12 protein-coding genes and 2 rRNA genes (1 of these 14 only partly in view) are annotated in these 17,433 nt (G+C 57.7%); 13 read left to right on the top strand and 1 reads right to left on the bottom strand.

Translation table 11 applies throughout. The features are described 5' to 3' along the window. The 13 genes from DSM110093_RS02645 to DSM110093_RS02705 form a co-directional block, all read left to right on the top strand. A 23S ribosomal RNA gene (locus DSM110093_RS02645) occupies nucleotides 1-1,314 on the top strand; it begins 1,520 nt to the left of the window's first position. Between the two features lie 181 nt (nucleotides 1,315-1,495). Further along, nucleotides 1,496-1,610: ribosomal RNA gene (rrf, locus tag DSM110093_RS02650) — 5S ribosomal RNA — on the top strand. Between the two features lie 446 nt (nucleotides 1,611-2,056). Beyond that, complete coding sequence (locus DSM110093_RS02655; protein ID WP_243266585.1) at nucleotides 2,057-2,452, top strand: hypothetical protein; 396 nt, start codon at nucleotides 2,057-2,059, stop codon at nucleotides 2,450-2,452. A gap of 76 nt (nucleotides 2,453-2,528) precedes the next feature. Continuing rightward, on the top strand, nucleotides 2,529-2,726 hold the full coding sequence (gene secE, locus DSM110093_RS02660) for a preprotein translocase subunit SecE (protein WP_007118815.1): 198 nt from the start codon (nucleotides 2,529-2,531) through the stop codon (nucleotides 2,724-2,726). A 208-nt stretch (nucleotides 2,727-2,934) separates the two neighbouring features. Then, on the top strand, nucleotides 2,935-3,468 hold the full coding sequence (gene nusG, locus DSM110093_RS02665; RefSeq protein ID WP_067264099.1) for a transcription termination/antitermination protein NusG: 534 nt from the start codon (nucleotides 2,935-2,937) through the stop codon (nucleotides 3,466-3,468). 147 nt (nucleotides 3,469-3,615) lie between these two features. After that, on the top strand, nucleotides 3,616-4,041 hold the full coding sequence (rplK, locus tag DSM110093_RS02670) for a 50S ribosomal protein L11 (RefSeq protein ID WP_067622128.1): 426 nt from the start codon (nucleotides 3,616-3,618) through the stop codon (nucleotides 4,039-4,041). A gap of 1 nt (nucleotide 4,042) precedes the next feature. Then, nucleotides 4,043-4,741: a 50S ribosomal protein L1 gene (gene rplA, locus DSM110093_RS02675; protein WP_067622131.1), complete on the top strand. Its 699-nt coding sequence runs from the start codon at nucleotides 4,043-4,045 to the stop codon at nucleotides 4,739-4,741. A 273-nt stretch (nucleotides 4,742-5,014) separates the two neighbouring features. Further along, the gene (rplJ, locus tag DSM110093_RS02680; RefSeq protein WP_007118819.1) at nucleotides 5,015-5,530 is read left to right on the top strand and encodes a 50S ribosomal protein L10; all 516 of its coding nucleotides are present in this window, start codon (nucleotides 5,015-5,017) and stop codon (nucleotides 5,528-5,530) included. Between the two features lie 74 nt (nucleotides 5,531-5,604). Beyond that, nucleotides 5,605-5,976, top strand: a complete 372-nt coding sequence (rplL, locus tag DSM110093_RS02685) for a 50S ribosomal protein L7/L12 (RefSeq protein ID WP_067622135.1) — start codon at nucleotides 5,605-5,607, stop codon at nucleotides 5,974-5,976. A gap of 245 nt (nucleotides 5,977-6,221) precedes the next feature. Beyond that, a complete protein-coding gene (gene rpoB / locus DSM110093_RS02690) occupies nucleotides 6,222-10,358 on the top strand; it encodes a DNA-directed RNA polymerase subunit beta (protein WP_243266586.1) in 4,137 nt (1,378 codons plus the stop codon). 95 nt (nucleotides 10,359-10,453) lie between these two features. Further along, nucleotides 10,454-14,704, top strand: coding sequence for a DNA-directed RNA polymerase subunit beta' (gene rpoC / locus DSM110093_RS02695; protein ID WP_243266587.1), 4,251 nt, complete (start codon nucleotides 10,454-10,456; stop codon nucleotides 14,702-14,704). A gap of 190 nt (nucleotides 14,705-14,894) precedes the next feature. Next, entirely contained in the window at nucleotides 14,895-15,299 is a 405-nt protein-coding gene (locus DSM110093_RS02700; RefSeq protein ID WP_243266588.1) for a response regulator, read from the top strand. Nucleotides 15,300-15,453: 154 nt separating this feature from the next. After that, complete coding sequence (locus tag DSM110093_RS02705) at nucleotides 15,454-16,341, top strand: DMT family transporter (protein WP_243266589.1); 888 nt, start codon at nucleotides 15,454-15,456, stop codon at nucleotides 16,339-16,341. On the opposite strand, the gene DSM110093_RS02710 is transcribed toward DSM110093_RS02705, so the two are convergent. Further along, nucleotides 16,314-17,117: a putative rhamnosyl transferase gene (locus tag DSM110093_RS02710; protein WP_243266590.1), complete on the bottom strand. Its 804-nt coding sequence runs from the start codon at nucleotides 17,115-17,117 to the stop codon at nucleotides 16,314-16,316. The two genes, DSM110093_RS02705 and DSM110093_RS02710, sit on opposite strands and share 28 nt — an antisense overlap. Between the last annotated feature and the right edge of the window lie 316 nt (nucleotides 17,118-17,433).

The raw sequence follows: 17,433 nt of genomic DNA on the forward strand, positions 1-17,433 counted from the left end.
ATCGGATTGAATGGGCTGCTTAGAGGTCCCTGGAAATAGCTCCATCGCTAGATCGTACCCTAAACCGACACAGGTGGACAGGTAGAGAATACCAAGGCGCTTGAGAGAACTATGTTGAAGGAACTCGGCAAAATACCTCCGTAAGTTCGCGAGAAGGAGGCCCGGTTTCTAGGCAACTAGAGGCTGGGGGCACAAACCAGGGGGTGGCGACTGTTTATTAAAAACACAGGGCTCTGCGAAGTCGTAAGACGACGTATAGGGTCTGACGCCTGCCCGGTGCCTGAAGGTTAAAAGGAGGGGTGAGAGCTCTGAATTGAAGCCCAGGTAAACGGCGGCCGTAACTATAACGGTCCTAAGGTAGCGAAATTCCTTGTCGGGTAAGTTCCGACCTGCACGAATGGCGTAACGACTTCCCCGCTGTCTCCAACATAGACTCAGCGAAATTGAATTACCGGTCAAGATGCCGGTTACCCGCGGTTAGACGGAAAGACCCCGTGCACCTTTACTACAGCTTCACACTGGCATTAGGCCGAACATGTGCAGGATAGGTGGTGGGCTTTGAAACCGAGACGCCAGTCTCGGTGGAGCCTCCCTTGAGATACCACCCTTGTTCTGCTTGATGTCTAACCGCGGACCGTTATCCGGTTCCGGGACCCTGTGTGGCGGGTAGTTTGACTGGGGCGGTCGCCTCCTAAATCGTAACGGAGGCGCGCGAAGGTTGGCTCAGAGCGGTCGGAAATCGCTCGTTGAGTGCAATGGCAGAAGCCAGCCTGACTGCGAGACTGACAAGTCGAGCAGAGTCGAAAGACGGCCATAGTGATCCGGTGGTCCCAAGTGGGAGGGCCATCGCTCAACGGATAAAAGGTACGCCGGGGATAACAGGCTGATACTGCCCAAGAGTCCATATCGACGGCAGTGTTTGGCACCTCGATGTCGGCTCATCTCATCCTGGGGCTGGAGCAGGTCCCAAGGGTACGGCTGTTCGCCGTTTAAAGAGGTACGTGAGCTGGGTTTAGAACGTCGTGAGACAGTTCGGTCCCTATCTTCCGTGGGTGTAGGATACTTGAGAGGAGTTGCCCCTAGTACGAGAGGACCGGGGTGAACGATCCACTGGTGGACCAGTTGTTATGCCAATAGCAGTGCTGGGTAGCTATGATCGGACAGGATAACCGCTGAAGGCATCTAAGCGGGAAGCCCCCCTCAAAACAAGGTATCCCTGAGAGCCGAGGTAGACCACCTCGTCGATAGGCCAGAGATGTAAGCGTGGTAACACGTTCAGTTGACTGGTACTAATTGCTCGATAGGCTTGATTTGATCCAGTAGAAGCAAGACTTCAACTTATCAATCAAAAGCATACACATACAATCAGTTGTACATGACTTGGAACAAACAACGCTCAGCACTTCAGTGGTGACAGCGCAGGAACAGGTATCCCACAGATACCCTACCTCCCGCCGTCCCTCTTAAAAGCAGAGCGCTTGAGGACTTTATTTGGTTTGGTGATCATAGCGCGAGCAAAACACCTGGTCCCATCCCGAACCCAGCCGTTAAGTGCCGTAGCGCCGATGGTACTGCGTCTTAAGACGTGGGAGAGTAGGTCATCGCCAAACCTAATAAGGTCCTCAAATCAGTATCTCTCAACGATGATCAAAATTAAACAAAACCGCCGCAGCTCATAGAGCAGCGGCGGTTTTGCTTTGTGAGGCGGTATAGTTGCCGTCGATGCCCAACATCCGTCAACTTTCGGTCCAATCTACGGCGCAAATTTTCAGTAACTCTTTCGCAACTGCGTAGAGAGACTGAAATGAAGACCCAGATTGACAATTCAGAGCCACAGGAAATGCCGGATTTAGATGCGGCATCGATGTCGGCAATCCGCAACTTGGTTAAGGGTGATCAGGAGGCTGAAGTTGAGAGGTCGGCAACGGATAGAAAAGTTGCTCCTACTGCAATGTCACAGAAGCCGGCGGTTAAGCCGCGTTCTGCCCGGCGAAGGGCCTTTCCTGATTTGTCAGAACCTAAGACCACCAAGAAAAAATCAGGTAAGCGCGTCGCATTGAAGCTTTCCAAGTCGCGCCCGTCGCCGTGGGTTATCATCCTTGGGGCGCTCGCTTTGCTGGTTGTTCTGCGTCCTTTGCTAATGCTTGGCCTCATCCTCCTGACGGTATTCGTTACGTTGGGTGTCTTCCTCGCCCTTGGTTATGACGGGTTTTGGCAGCGTGCGATGGCGCTTGGGCGTTGGTATACTGGGCGCCGGCCCGAACGGGCGGCCCGTATACGCGCGCGGCTGGATGCCTTTGCGATGAAATGGGATGCAGTGCTTGACCGCTTCCCCGAAGGCACGGTCGATGGGCTCTATCTGCCGGACTTTGGGGAGATCGCCGCGGCTGACGCCCGCCATGACGAAGCCCTCGATCGCCGGTTTGACAGTCTGCGCAACTCCGAAGCTTGAGCGGTGCGCGATGGTGTCTTGAAACTGGGGGGCGGACCCGTTACATCCGCCCAATCGGGCAACAAGGAAAGATGTCATGGCCACCACCAATCCGCTTCAGTTCATCCAGCAGGTTCGTACCGAAGTTGCCAAGGTTGTTTGGCCGACCAAGCGCGAAGTGATGCTGACCACTGTGATGGTCTTTATCCTTGCCGCGCTGACGGCTGTTTTCTTTGCGATTGTCGACATTCTGATCCGCGGCGGCTTGCAGCAGATCCTTGGGATGTTCGGCTAAGCATCGCCCGCTCGGGTGAATTTATCTTTACACCCTTGAAACCTGCGTCTGCGCGAGCTATTGCGCAGACCTGACCTGAAAAGGGGCGTGCGGCGATTCGAGTTGCGCGCCGATTTTTTGTTCAGATGTTGCGGGGCCGAGGCTCCGTGTGATTGACGAATTTACATGCCGGGGCAGCCCGCATGGCAAGACAGGGACCAGAGTTCAGATGGCAAAACGGTGGTATTCGGTCAGTGTCCTGTCGAACTTCGAAAAGAAGATCGCCGAGCAGATCCGCGCATCCGTGGCTGAGCAGGAACTTGAAGACCAGATTGACGAAGTGCTGGTGCCCACCGAAGAGGTGATTGAGGTCCGGCGCGGCAAGAAGGTGACAACCGAGCGTCGCTTCATGCCCGGCTATGTGCTGGTGCATATGGAAATGTCCGACGCGGGCTATCACCTGATCAACTCGATCAACCGCGTCACCGGCTTCTTGGGGCCGCAAGGCCGCCCGATGCCGATGCGCGATGCCGAAGTGCAAGCGATCTTGGGTCGTGTGCAGGAAGGCGAAGAAGCCCCACGCACGCTGATCCACTTTGAGGTCGGCGAAAAGGTCAAGGTTGCCGACGGTCCGTTCGAGGACTTCGACGGCATGATCGAAGAGGTCGATGACGAGAATCAGCGCCTAAAGGTGTCGGTCTCGATCTTTGGTCGGGAGACCCCGGTCGAACTGGAATTCACTCAGGTCAACAAACAGGTCTGAGTGCGCGGCGGGGGTTGCCCCGCCACCCCGGTGCCCCAAGGGTGTCGGTCACTGTGGGAGGGTCGGGCGCCGCGGCGCCTAGGCTCGGACCACGCAACGAAGATCCTGCGGGGCGCGCCCCAAGGGTGTTGAAAGGAGAATGGTCAGATGGCCAAGAAACTCGTCGGTACGATGAAGTTACAAGTTAAAGCGGGTCAAGCAAACCCGTCCCCGCCCGTTGGTCCGGCTCTCGGTCAGCGCGGCATTAACATCATGGAATTCTGCAAGGCGTTCAACGCCAAGACCGCAGACATGGAGCCGGGCGCGCCTTGCCCGACCGTGATCAGCTACTATCAGGACAAGTCCTTCACCATGGACATCAAGACGCCCCCGGCGTCCTACTACCTGAAAAAAGCTGCCAAGGTGAACTCTGGCGCAAAAACGCCGTCGCGTGAAACCGTCGGCACCGTGACCACCAAGCAGCTGCGCGAGATCGCAGAAGCAAAAGCCGCCGACCTGTCCGCGAACGACGTGGAAGCGGCGATGAAAATCATTCTGGGCTCTGCCCGGTCCATGGGCATCGAGGTGAAGTAAGATGGCAAAACTTGGAAAACGCACCCGCGCCGCCCGTGAAGCCTTTGCTGGCAAAGAAGAGATCACCGTTGAAGAAGCGGTAAGCCTCATCAAAGCAAACGCAAACGCGAAGTTCGACGAAACCATCGAGATCGCAATGAACCTCGGTGTTGACCCACGCCACGCAGACCAGATGGTCCGCGGTGTTGTCGGCCTGCCCAACGGCACCGGCAAAACCATGCGCGTTGCTGTCTTCGCCCGTGGCGCGAAAGCTGAAGAAGCCGAAAAGGCTGGCGCAGATATCGTTGGTGCAGAAGACCTGATGGAAACCGTGCAGTCCGGCAAGATCGACTTTGATCGTTGCATCGCGACACCCGACATGATGCCGATCGTTGGCCGTCTGGGTAAAGTGCTTGGCCCCCGTAACCTGATGCCGAACCCCAAGGTTGGCACCGTGACCATGGACGTCGCCGACGCCGTGAAAGCGGCCAAGGGCGGTGAAGTTCAGTTCAAAGCCGAAAAGGGCGGTGTCGTCCACGCAGGCGTTGGCAAACTGTCCTTCGACGAAGCCAAGCTGGCCGAAAACATCCGTGCCTTCGTTGGCGCGGTGTCCAAAGCCAAGCCCGCCGGTGCCAAAGGCACATATATGAAAAAGATCAACCTGAGCTCCACAATGGGCCCGGGCGTGTCGGTCGCTGTCGAGAACGCAACCGCCGAGTGATCCAGTGGGGTGGGGGCCAGCCTCCCACCTTACGACCCGAGATTTGGCGGCTTCGGCCGTCAGATACGCAAGGACCAGAAGATCGGTCCGCGCGTCTGTCCGAGACGGAGGGTTTGGGCCATGGCTTGAATAATTCCTTCCTGAGATGGGAAACCGGAAAAATTCTGCCCTCGGGTGGTTTTGGCCGGGACCCTGACATTGGACCCGAATGGGATGCAGAAGATCGCATCCTGAACTGAGCCGGGGGGCAACCCCCAAATTTGGAGTGAAACTGTGGATAGAGCACAAAAAGAACAGCTGGTCGACGAACTCGGCCAGATCTTTGAAAGCTCTGGCGTCGTTGTGGTTAGCCACTACGTCGGTTTGACAGTTGCCGAAATGCAGGACCTTCGGGCGCGCGCACGCGCTGCCGGTGGGGCCGTGCGTGTTGCCAAAAACAGGCTCGCCAAGATCGCCCTTGAGGGCAAGCCATGCGAAAGCATCGCTGACCTTCTGACGGGTATGACCGTTCTGACCTATTCTGAGGATCCTGTGGCTGCGGCCAAGGTTGCTCAGGAATTCTCCAAGGAAAACCCAAAGCTGGTGATCCTCGGTGGTTCCATGGGTGAGAACGCGTTGGACGCCGCTGGTGTCGAAGCCGTGTCGAAAATGCCTTCGCGGGAGGAGCTTATCTCCACCATCGCGGGCATGCTCGGCGCACCTGCTTCGAACATCGCCGGGGCCATTGGCGCACCTGCAAGCAACATCGCATCCATCTTGTCCACGATCGAGGACAAGGCGGCTGCGTAAGGCATATCGTCAAGCCGGCGCTCGGGTTGAACACGCGCGTTGGAACACACATATCGTAACGGAAAGAGCTAAACATGGCTGATCTGAAAAAACTGGCAGAAGACATCGTTGGTCTGACTCTGCTTGAAGCACAAGAACTGAAAACCATCCTGAAAGACGAGTACGGCATCGAGCCCGCCGCTGGCGGCGCAGTGATGATGGCTGGTCCTGCTGATGGCGGCGCTGCCGAAGAAGAAAAGACCGAATTCGACGTCGTTCTGAAGAACGCCGGCGCATCCAAGATCAACGTGATCAAGGAAGTCCGCGGCATCACAGGTCTCGGCCTGAAAGAAGCCAAAGACCTGGTCGAAGCCGGTGGCAAGATCAAAGAAGGCGTCGACAAAGCCGAAGCCGAAGACATCAAAGGCAAGCTGGAAGCAGCTGGCGCCGAAGTCGAGCTGGCCTAAGCCAGAGGTGCGTGTTTTCGCGCACCACGCATGAACAAGGGCTGGACGGGAGTTTTCCTGTCCAGCCTGACCTGTTTTGACGAATGTTCCGCGTAGCGGAGTATTTCTCTGGAGAGGTCCATGGTCGGAAGGGATGCAGTGGGACGCATTCCAAGAATTGACCCGGATTTTCCGCTCTTATGGGCGCGCACCACGGCCCCGGTGGTTGATGCGCTCGGCAAGAGACACGAAAGGTGACACGACACATGGCACAATCCTTCCTTGGCCAGAAACGTCTGCGTAAATATTACGGCAAAATCCGCGAAGTGCTGGAGATGCCGAACCTCATTGAGGTTCAGAAATCCTCTTACGATCTGTTTTTGAATTCCGGCGACGCCGAGACCCCCACCGATGGTGAAGGTATCACAGGCGTTTTCCAGTCGGTTTTCCCGATCAAAGATTTCAATGAGACCTCCGTGCTTGAATACGTCAAGTACGAGCTTGAAAAACCGAAGTACGATGTTGAGGAATGTCAGCAGCGTGACATGACCTACAGCGCGCCGCTCAAGGTGACGCTGCGCCTCATCGTGTTTGATGTGGACGAAGATACCGGCGCGAAGTCGGTCAAAGACATCAAAGAACAAGACGTGTTCATGGGCGATATGCCTCTGATGACGCCGAACGGCACTTTTGTCGTCAACGGCACCGAGCGTGTGATCGTATCCCAGATGCACCGCTCCCCGGGCGTGTTCTTTGACCACGACAAGGGCAAAACCCACTCTTCGGGTAAGCTCCTCTTCGCTTGCCGCATCATCCCCTACCGCGGTTCCTGGCTGGACTTCGAATTCGACGCCAAAGACAACGTCTATGCGCGCATCGACCGCCGCCGCAAACTGCCCGTGACGACCTTGCTCTATGCCCTCGGGCTGGACCAAGAGGCGATCATGAACGCCTACTACAAGACGGTCACCTACACGCTTGAAAAGAACAAGGGCTGGGTTGCACCCTTCTTCCCCGACCGCGTTCGTGGTACCCGTCCGACCTATGATCTGGTAGATGCTGCGACAGGTGAAATCCTGTTCGAAGCGACCAAAAAGGTCACGCCTCGCGCGGTTAAAAAGCTGCTCGACGAAGGCAAGGTCAAAGACCTGTTGCTGCCTTTCGATCACATCGTTGGCAAGTTCGTTGCGCGTGACATCATCAACGAAGAAACCGGTGCGATCTACGTCGAAGCCGGTGACGAGTTGACGCTGGAATACGACAAGGACGGCACCCTGATCGGCGGCACCGCGAAAGAGCTGATCGACGCGGGCATCACCGAGATTCCGCTGCTGGACATCGACAACGTCAACGTCGGCCCCTACATGCGCAACACCATGGCGATGGACAAGAACATGAACCGCGACACCGCGCTCATGGACATCTACCGCGTCATGCGTCCGGGCGAGCCGCCCACCGTTGAGGCCGCGTCTGCGCTCTTCGACACGTTGTTCTTTGATAGCGAACGCTATGACCTCTCGGCTGTTGGCCGCGTGAAAATGAACATGCGTCTTGCGCTTGAAAAGCCGGATACACAGCGCACGCTGGACCGTGACGATATCGTTGCTTGTATCAAAGCACTGGTTGACCTGCGCGATGGCCGTGGCGACATCGACGACATTGACCACCTCGGCAACCGTCGTGTGCGCTCCGTCGGCGAACTGATGGAAAACCAGTACCGCGTTGGCCTGCTGCGCATGGAGCGCGCGATCAAAGAGCGGATGTCCTCCGTCGAGATCGACACCGTGATGCCGCAAGACCTGATCAACGCCAAGCCAGCCGCGGCTGCGGTGCGTGAATTCTTTGGCTCCTCGCAGCTGTCGCAGTTCATGGACCAAACCAACCCGCTCTCCGAAGTGACGCACAAACGTCGCCTCTCGGCGCTTGGGCCGGGCGGTTTGACACGTGAGCGTGCGGGCTTTGAAGTGCGCGACGTTCACCCAACCCACTATGGTCGGATGTGCCCGATTGAAACGCCGGAAGGGCCGAATATTGGTCTGATCAACTCGCTGGCCACTTTTGCCCGCGTGAACAAATACGGCTTCATCGAAACGCCTTACCGCGTTGTCAAAGACAGCACCGTCACCGACGAAGTGCATTACATGTCCGCGACCGAGGAAATGCGCCACACCGTGGCTCAGGCGAACGCCAACCTCGACGAGAACATGAAGTTCGTGAACGAACTGGTCTCGACCCGTCAGTCCGGCGACTACACGTTGGCGCCGACGGAAAACGTGGACCTGATTGACGTTTCGCCCAAGCAGTTGGTCTCGGTCGCTGCATCGCTGATCCCGTTCCTCGAAAACGACGACGCCAACCGCGCTCTCATGGGCTCGAACATGCAACGTCAGGCGGTTCCGCTTCTGCAAGCTGAGGCGCCGCTCGTCGGCACCGGCATCGAAGAAGTCGTGGCGCGCGATTCCGGGGCGGCCTACACGGCACGTCGCGCGGGTATTATCGACCAAGTCGATGCCTCCCGTATCGTGATCCGGGCCACTGAAGACCTTGAGCTGGGCGACGCGGGTGTGGACATCTACCGCATGCGTAAATTCCAGCGCTCGAACCAGAACACCTGCATCAACCAGCGTCCGCTGGTGAAAGTCGGAGAGAAGGTCACTAAGGGACAGGTCATCGCGGATGGTCCATCCACCGATATGGGGGAACTGGCGCTCGGCAAGAACGTCGTCGTCGCCTTCATGCCGTGGAATGGCTACAACTACGAAGACTCCATCCTGATCTCCGAGCGGATTTCCCGTGACGACGTCTTCACTTCGATCCACATCGAAGAATTCGAAGTCGCCGCGCGTGACACGAAGCTTGGGCCAGAAGAGATCACCCGCGACATCCCCAACGTCGGCGAGGAAGCTCTGCGCAACCTCGACGAAGCCGGTATCGTTTATATCGGTGCGGACGTAGAGCCGGGCGACATCCTTGTGGGCAAGATCACACCCAAGGGCGAGAGCCCGATGACGCCGGAAGAAAAACTTCTGCGCGCCATTTTCGGTGAGAAAGCCTCTGACGTGCGTGACACCTCGTTGCGTGTGAAGCCGGGCGATTTCGGCACCGTTGTCGAAGTGCGTGTCTTCAACCGTCACGGCGTCGAGAAAGACGAGCGTGCGCTGCAGATCGAGCGTGAGGAAGTCGAACGTCTGGCCCGTGACCGGGACGACGAGCTGGCGATCCTCGACCGCAACATCTATGCGCGTCTCAAGGACATGATCCTCGGCAAAATCGCTGTCAAAGGCCCCAAAGGCGTGAAAGCGAACAGCCAGATCACCGAGGAACTGCTGGAAACCCTGACCCGTGGTCAGTGGTGGCAGCTGGCCCTTGAGGACGAGGATGACGCGAAGATCGTCGAAGCCCTGAACGAGCAGTATGAGATCCAGAAACGGACCTTGGATGCACGTTTCGAGGACAAGGTCGAGAAAGTACGTCGTGGTGACGATCTGCCCCCGGGTGTGATGAAGATGGTTAAAGTCTTCGTCGCGGTGAAGCGTAAGCTGCAGCCGGGCGACAAGATGGCCGGTCGTCACGGGAACAAAGGTGTGATCTCGAAAGTGGTGCCGATGGAGGACATGCCGTTCCTCGCCGATGGTACCCCGGTCGACTTCTGTCTTAACCCTCTGGGTGTTCCATCGCGGATGAACGTCGGTCAGATCCTTGAGACACATATGGGTTGGGCCGCACGTGGTCTGGGCCTGAATGTCGACGAGGCGCTGCAAGAGTACCGCCGTTCGGGCGACCTGACACCCGTTCGCGAAGCGCTGAGCTTGGCCTATGGCGATGATGTCTACGAAGAAGGCATCAGCGGCATGGACGAAGACACGCTGCTCGAAGCTGCGGGCAACGTCCGCCGCGGTGTGCCAATCGCCACGCCGGTCTTTGACGGTGCCAAGGAGGCGGACGTGAACGACAGCCTCAAGCGGGCCGGGTTCGACACCTCTGGTCAGTCGGTGCTGTTTGATGGTCGTACAGGTGAGCAGTTTGCCCGCCCCGTGACCGTCGGCGTCAAGTACCTGCTCAAGCTGCACCACCTGGTGGACGACAAAATCCACGCACGTTCGACAGGGCCGTACTCGCTTGTCACGCAGCAGCCGCTGGGTGGTAAGGCACAGTTCGGTGGCCAGCGCTTTGGTGAGATGGAAGTCTGGGCTCTCGAAGCTTACGGCGCCGCCTACACATTGCAGGAAATGCTGACCGTCAAGTCGGACGACGTCGCGGGCCGGACCAAGGTCTATGAAAGCATCGTTAAGGGCGAGGATAACTTCGAAGCGGGCATTCCAGAGAGCTTTAACGTTCTCGTCAAGGAAGTGCGCGGCCTCGGCCTGAATATGGAACTCCTGGATGCGGAGGAGGATGAGTGAGGCGGTAAACGGGATTTTTTGAAAATTCTGCGCCGTTTTCTTTCAAAGAAAACGGCACCCCTCCCTCCCAACGCACCCCTTTCAAGGATCTGAAAATGAACCAGGAACTGACAAACAACCCTTTCAACCCGCTGACGCCACAAAAAGCGTTTGACGAAATCAAGGTCTCTTTGGCCTCGCCAGAGCGGATCCTCAGCTGGTCCTTCGGTGAGATCAAAAAACCGGAAACCATCAACTACCGGACGTTCAAGCCCGAGCGTGACGGCCTCTTCTGCGCGCGTATCTTTGGCCCGATCAAAGACTACGAATGCCTTTGCGGCAAATATAAGCGGATGAAGTATCGCGGCGTTGTCTGCGAGAAATGTGGTGTCGAAGTGACGCTGCAAAAGGTCCGCCGTGAGCGCATGGGCCACATCGAACTGGCGTCGCCCGTCGCGCATATCTGGTTCCTCAAGTCGCTGCCCTCGCGCATCGGCCTGATGCTGGACATGACCCTGCGTGATCTGGAGCGGGTTCTCTACTTTGAGAACTACGTTGTGATCGAGCCGGGCCTTACCGATCTTCAATACGGTCAGATGATGACCGAAGAAGAGTACATGGACGCCCAAGACGCCTATGGCATGGACGCTTTCACCGCCAACATCGGTGCTGAAGCGATCCGTGAAATGCTGGCCGCCATTGATCTGGAAGCCGAAGCCGAGACCCTGCGCGCCGATCTGAAAGAGGCGACAGGCGAGCTGAAGCCCAAGAAGATTATCAAGCGTCTGAAAGTGGTTGAGTCGTTCCTTGAGTCGGGCAACCGGCCTGAGTGGATGGTCATGACCGTGATCCCGGTGATCCCACCAGAACTGCGCCCGCTGGTGCCGCTGGATGGGGGCCGTTTCGCGACGTCCGACCTGAACGACCTGTACCGCCGCGTGATCAACCGGAACAACCGTTTGAAGCGTCTCATTGAGCTGCGTGCGCCTGACATCATCGTTCGTAACGAAAAGCGGATGTTGCAGGAATCGGTCGACGCTCTGTTCGACAACGGCCGCCGTGGCCGCGTCATCACCGGTGCCAACAAGCGCCCGCTGAAGTCGCTCTCGGACATGCTGAAAGGCAAGCAGGGTCGCTTCCGTCAGAACCTTTTGGGTAAGCGCGTCGACTTCTCGGGCCGTTCGGTCATTGTGACCGGCCCCGAGCTGAAGCTGCACCAATGTGGTCTGCCCAAGAAGATGGCGCTCGAACTGTTCAAGCCGTTCATCTACTCGCGGCTTGAGGCCAAAGGTCTGTCCTCCACCGTGAAGCAGGCGAAAAAGCTGGTTGAAAAAGAGCGTCCCGAGGTTTGGGACATTCTGGATGAGGTGATCCGTGAACACCCCGTCATGCTTAACCGCGCGCCGACGCTTCACCGTCTTGGCATTCAGGCGTTCGAACCCGTCCTGATTGAAGGCAAAGCGATTCAGCTTCACCCGCTGGTCTGCTCGGCCTTTAACGCTGACTTTGATGGTGACCAGATGGCCGTTCACGTGCCGCTCTCACTGGAAGCCCAGTTGGAAGCGCGTGTTCTGATGATGTCCACGAACAACGTTCTGTCGCCCGCCAACGGCGCACCGATCATCGTGCCGTCGCAGGATATGATCTTGGGTCTCTACTACACGACCCTTGAGCGTGAAGGCATGGTTGGCGAAGGCATGGTGTTTGGTTCCGTGGATGAGGTACAGCACGCCCTCGACGCCGGTGCGGTTCACCTGCACACCAAAATCAAAGCCCGGATCAAACAGATCGACGCCGAAGGCAACGAAGTGATGATGCGCTTCGACACGACCCCCGGTCGTGTGCGTCTCGGCGCGCTGCTGCCGTTGAACGCGAAAGCGCCGTTTGACTTGGTCAACCGTCTGCTGCGGAAGAAAGAAGTGCAGCAGGTCATCGACACCGTCTACCGTTATTGCGGTCAGAAGGAGTCGGTTATCTTCTGTGACCAGATCATGACCATGGGTTTCCGCGAAGCTTTCAAAGCGGGTATTTCCTTCGGCAAAGACGACATGCTGATCCCCGACACCAAATGGCCGCTGGTTGAAGAGACCCGCGAGCAGGTGAAGGACTTTGAACAGCAGTATATGGACGGCCTGATCACTCAGGGCGAAAAGTACAACAAAGTCGTCGATGCATGGTCGAAGTGTAACGACAAGGTCACCGACGCGATGATGGGCTCCATCTCGGCCACCACGTATCACGAGAATGGGTCCGAAAAGGAGCCGAACTCGGTTTACATGATGGCCCACTCCGGTGCGCGTGGTTCGGTTACTCAGATGAAGCAGCTGGGCGGGATGCGCGGTCTGATGGCGAAGCCGAACGGCGACATCATCGAGACGCCGATCATCTCGAACTTTAAAGAAGGTTTGACCGTTCTCGAGTACTTCAACTCGACCCACGGTGCACGGAAAGGTTTGTCGGATACCGCTCTGAAAACAGCGAACTCCGGTTACCTGACACGCCGTTTGGTGGACGTGGCGCAGGACTGTATCGTGCGTATGCACGACTGTGGCACCGAAACCGCGATCACTGCCGAAGCGGCTGTGAACGATGGCGAAGTCGTTTCCTCGCTGGCCGAGCGTCTGCTGGGCCGTGTTGCAGCAGATGACATTCTGGCACCGGGCACCGATGAAGTGATCGTGCCTGCCGGTGGTCTGATCGACGAGCGGATGGCCGATGCGATTGATGCGGCGGCCGTTCAGGTTGCCCGTATCCGTAGCCCGCTGACATGTGAGGCCGAAGAAGGCGTCTGTGCCATGTGCTATGGTCGTGACCTTGCACGCGGTACGCTGGTGAACCAAGGTGAGGCCGTCGGCATCATCGCGGCCCAGTCGATTGGTGAACCGGGTACACAGCTGACGATGCGGACGTTCCACATCGGCGGTGTTGCTCAGGGTGGCCAGCAGTCCTTCCAAGAGGCCAGCCAGTCCGGCAAAATTGTGTTCGAAAACGCTCAGACGTTGGAAAACAGCTCGGGCGAGATCCTCGTCATGGGCCGGAACATGAAGCTGTCGATCGTCGACGAAAGCGGTGATGAGCGGTCCAGCCACAAAGTGGGCTACGGTACTAAGCTCTTCGTTAAGGATGGCGATACCATTGCGCGCGGCGACAAGCTGTTTGAATGGGATCCCTACACGCTGCCGATCATTGCTGAAAAACCGGGTATGACCAAATACGTCGACCTGGTGTCGGGCATCGCTGTCAAAGATGACACCGATGACGCGACAGGCATGACCCAGAAGATCGTGATCGACTGGCGCGCGGCCCCCAAAGGCAACGAGCTTAAGCCCGAGATCATTCTGGTTGGTGACGATGGCGAGCCGGTCCGCAACGATGCGGGCAACCCGGTGACCTATCCAATGTCCGTGGATGCCGTTCTGTCCGTTGAGGATCAGACCGAAATCCAAGCGGGTGACATCATCGCGCGTATCCCGCGTGAAGGTGCCAAGACCAAGGACATTACCGGTGGTCTGCCCCGTGTGGCCGAACTCTTTGAGGCACGTCGCCCCAAAGACCACGCCATCATCGCGGAAATCGACGGCTATGTGCGCTTCGGCAAGGACTACAAAAACAAACGCCGCATCGCGATCGAAAGCTCGGATGATCCGGACGTGAAGGTTGAATACATGGTGCCCAAGGGGAAACACATCCCCGTTGCCGAAGGCGACTTCGTGCAGAAGGGTGACTACATCATGGATGGCAACCCCGCGCCGCACGACATTCTGGCGATCATGGGCGTCGAAGCCTTGGCCGAATACATGATTGACGAAGTGCAGGACGTTTACCGCCTGCAGGGTGTGAAGATTAACGACAAACACATCGAAGTCATCGTGCGTCAGATGCTGCAGAAGTGGGAAATCCAAGAAAGCGGCGACACCACGCTGCTCAAGGGCGAACACGTCGACAAGCAGGAGTTCGACACCGCCAATGAGAAGGCGCTGAAGAAGGGTGGCCGTCCTGCCAAGGGCGAACCGATCCTGCTGGGCATCACCAAGGCGTCGCTGCAGACCCGCAGCTTCATCTCTGCGGCGTCCTTCCAGGAAACAACGCGCGTGCTGACCGAAGCTTCGGTTCAGGGCAAGCGGGACAAGCTGGTTGGCCTGAAAGAGAACGTCATCGTCGGCCGTTTGATCCCGGCGGGTACTGGTGGGGCGACCCAGCAGATGCGCAAAGTGGCGACAGACCGCGACAACGTTGTGATCGAAGCGCGCCGCGAAGAAGCCGAGGCGGCAGCCGCTCTGGCCGCTCCGACCGCTTCTGCGCAGGACGACGTCGTTGGTGGCGATGTGTTCAACACGCCAGCGGGTGACGACGAAAGCCGCGATTGATCGCAGGTTTAACCTGAAAATTAGTTGCCCCCGCAGTGAAAGCTGCGGGGGCTTTCTTGTTTCCTCAATTGCGCCGCGGCTCCTAAGGCACAGTGGCTGCCAGATTGCTTGGTTTCTGTCGCGCTAGCCTTACATCCGCCACATAGCCGAAATACGACGGGGGCAGCTCAACCGTCGCAAGGTTCTTCAGATGGCATCCCGCATTTTACATATCGACGATGATCCGATCATTCTGGAATTGGTAAAGATGATCTTTTCCGACGATCGCTCTTTGACCTTTGTTTCTTGCCTAAACGCCCGCGATGCGCTGGCGGTGGTCGATGACCTGAAACCCGATCTTATCATCAGCGATATCTCGATGCCTGATATGGGGGGGATGGAGCTGGTACATCGGTTTGGCCAGAATCCGGCCATCGCGGGAACGCCGATTATTTTCCTAAGCGGGCGTACCCGCGACCTTGAGGTCTATGACGCCTTCCGCGATCTGGAAGCCACCGTGATGCAGAAACCTGTCGACCCGGGACAACTTCGCAGCACGGTCCGGCACCTGCTTGCCAGTCAGCAACAACCGATGACGCAGGCGTCGAACCAGTAAGACCGGGCAGTTGCTGACCGATCCGTCAACTGTCGTACTGGTCAACGCGCAGACGATGGGCGCAAGCCACCGTTCTTGACAGCCCTAGTGCCCGCTGCCAGTCATTGGACAGCGGCACCGATATAAGCCGCACCCATTTTCCCGGAGCGCCTTCATGTCCCCCAATACCATCGGCGCATTGCTGATGATCGCCTCGATGGCATGTTTCACGTTTAACGACACGCTGCTGAAAATGACCGACGGTGCGCTGCCGCTGTTCCAATTGCTGTTTCTTCGAGGTGCGACGACTTCGGTTTTGATCCTTGCCCTCAGCAGGCAGTTAGGGCGCATCGATTTTCGGCTAGAGGCACGGGACTGGCGGGTGATCGCCTTGCGCTCTGTTGCAGAGATTGCAGCGGCTTACTTCTTTCTCACGGCGCTGTTCAACATGCCTTTGGCCAATGTCACAGCGATCCTTCAGGTGGTACCGCTTTCGGTCACACTGGCCGCAGCTTTGGTGTTGCGGCAGGCGGTGGGTTGGCGGCGGTTGGTCGCCATCGGCATCGGTTTTTGCGGGGTGTTGTTAATCGTCAAACCGGGGGCAGAGGGCTTTAACATCTGGTCTATCTACGTATTGATCGCCGTGCTTTGCGTAACGGTACGCGACCTCTCAACGCGGGCGCTGTCGGCGTCGGTGCCATCGATGACTGTGACGCTGGTCACGGCCTTGTCAGTGATGACGGCGGCGGGGCTAGCATCGCTCAGCGCACCTTGGGCACCAGTGACGCCTTCGCTGGCGTTGCTGATCGGCGGCTCTGGGGTGTTTGTCTTGGGCGGTTACTTCTTTTCGATCCAAGTCATGCGTACCGGCGATGTCGCGTTCATCGCGCCGTTTCGCTACACCGGGTTGCTTTGGGCACTGTTGCTGGGGTGGTTTATTTTCGGCGATTGGCCGGGCACGCTTACCCTGATCGGCGCGGGCATCGTTGTCGCCACCGGGGTCTTTACCCTCTACCGCGAGCGAAAGTTGAAAATTCAGGCGGCAAAAGTCCGGCGTATCTGATCCGCATCAATGGCAAAGCGTTCCCGAAAGAGCGCTTCGCCCTCAGCATCGAGTGGGGAGACATGTACCTTATGCGCAAGCCCCTGCCGCGAATCGTTTGACCCGTTGTGGCTGCGCACAAACATCGCGGGGTCAGGCAGGCTGACGTAGGGCATGAACCGGGGCAGCTTCATATGCGCGAAGTTCATTATGGTCAGGGGGCTGCCGCCTTTGACATAGATCGCCAATGCCGCAACGTTCAGTGGGCGAAAAACCTCTACCGCGCGAATGCCGTTTGGCCCAAATTCGGCGATATAGCCCTTGGGCCAATCAAAGGCGACTGAACGTTGCCCGCGGAGCAGGCCCGCGCTGTCGTTGACTGTGCCGCGCAGGCGGGCGATGAAATCCACTGAAACCGCATCGTCATCGTCATAGCGAAATTGCAGGCAGGGTTCCTTGGGGTTTATCCGCGCGGCATTCAGCACCTCTTTCATCACTTCGCGATGCTGTCGGGGGGGCTCGCGGTGAATTATGGCCTGAGGAAGATCAGTTAGAAGCGATTCGAGCCGTTGGATATGCCGGGCGGGAAATTGGTCTCCGATTAGGAAGACCATTGAAAAATCTGGGTCCGTTTGCGCCTTGAGGCAGGGCAGGGCGACCGTCTCTAGCAATCGAAAGCGCTCTTCAAGCCGGGTTTCCGCGTAAAGGTATGCGATCCGGTCCTCGATGGTCTCGTGCCCGACCTGAAATCCGCCAAGGGCAGGGTAAGAAAAACGGCACAGGCCGATGGCTTGCATGATATTGTCCCTCAAGGATAAGTCTCTGATGAATATGACGGCAGAGCTTTGTTGCTGGCAAGGGGGCGGAGCCAGAACCGGCGGGTTGCTCGGAACCGGGGCCGCCCCGGCCCGCTCTGGACAGCCCTCCGAGGGCCGGGCTGTTGACAGCCCCCGCGCAACCTTCTATACGCCCGCTATCTCGGAGGCGGAGGCCGCTCTGCCAATCCGACATCATTACTGAAGTGGTCACGATCCGGCCTACTACTGGCCCGATCCTCTGTTAACCCACCGCGTCGTTTTCCTCGGTACGGGAACGTTGCGGTCATTTTGCTTT

Source organism: Sulfitobacter sp. DSM 110093 (assembly GCF_022788715.1).
Classification (GTDB): Bacteria; Pseudomonadota; Alphaproteobacteria; order Rhodobacterales; family Rhodobacteraceae; genus Sulfitobacter.

Excerpts from the sequence above, each read along its gene's own strand:
- secE (WP_007118815.1), top strand. The coding sequence starts at position 2,529 with ATGGCCACCACCAATCCGCTTCAGTTCATCCAGCAGGTTCGTACCGAA.
- nusG (WP_067264099.1), top strand. The coding sequence starts at position 2,935 with ATGGCAAAACGGTGGTATTCGGTCAGTGTCCTGTCGAACTTCGAAAAG.
- rplK (WP_067622128.1), top strand. The coding sequence starts at position 3,616 with ATGGCCAAGAAACTCGTCGGTACGATGAAGTTACAAGTTAAAGCGGGT.
- rplA (WP_067622131.1), top strand. The coding sequence starts at position 4,043 with ATGGCAAAACTTGGAAAACGCACCCGCGCCGCCCGTGAAGCCTTTGCT.
- rplL (WP_067622135.1), top strand. The coding sequence starts at position 5,605 with ATGGCTGATCTGAAAAAACTGGCAGAAGACATCGTTGGTCTGACTCTG.
- rpoB (WP_243266586.1), top strand. The coding sequence starts at position 6,222 with ATGGCACAATCCTTCCTTGGCCAGAAACGTCTGCGTAAATATTACGGC.
- rpoC (WP_243266587.1), top strand. The coding sequence starts at position 10,454 with ATGAACCAGGAACTGACAAACAACCCTTTCAACCCGCTGACGCCACAA.
- DSM110093_RS02700 (WP_243266588.1), top strand. The coding sequence starts at position 14,895 with ATGGCATCCCGCATTTTACATATCGACGATGATCCGATCATTCTGGAA.
- DSM110093_RS02705 (WP_243266589.1), top strand. The coding sequence starts at position 15,454 with ATGTCCCCCAATACCATCGGCGCATTGCTGATGATCGCCTCGATGGCA.
- DSM110093_RS02710 (WP_243266590.1), bottom strand. The coding sequence starts at position 17,117 with ATGCAAGCCATCGGCCTGTGCCGTTTTTCTTACCCTGCCCTTGGCGGA.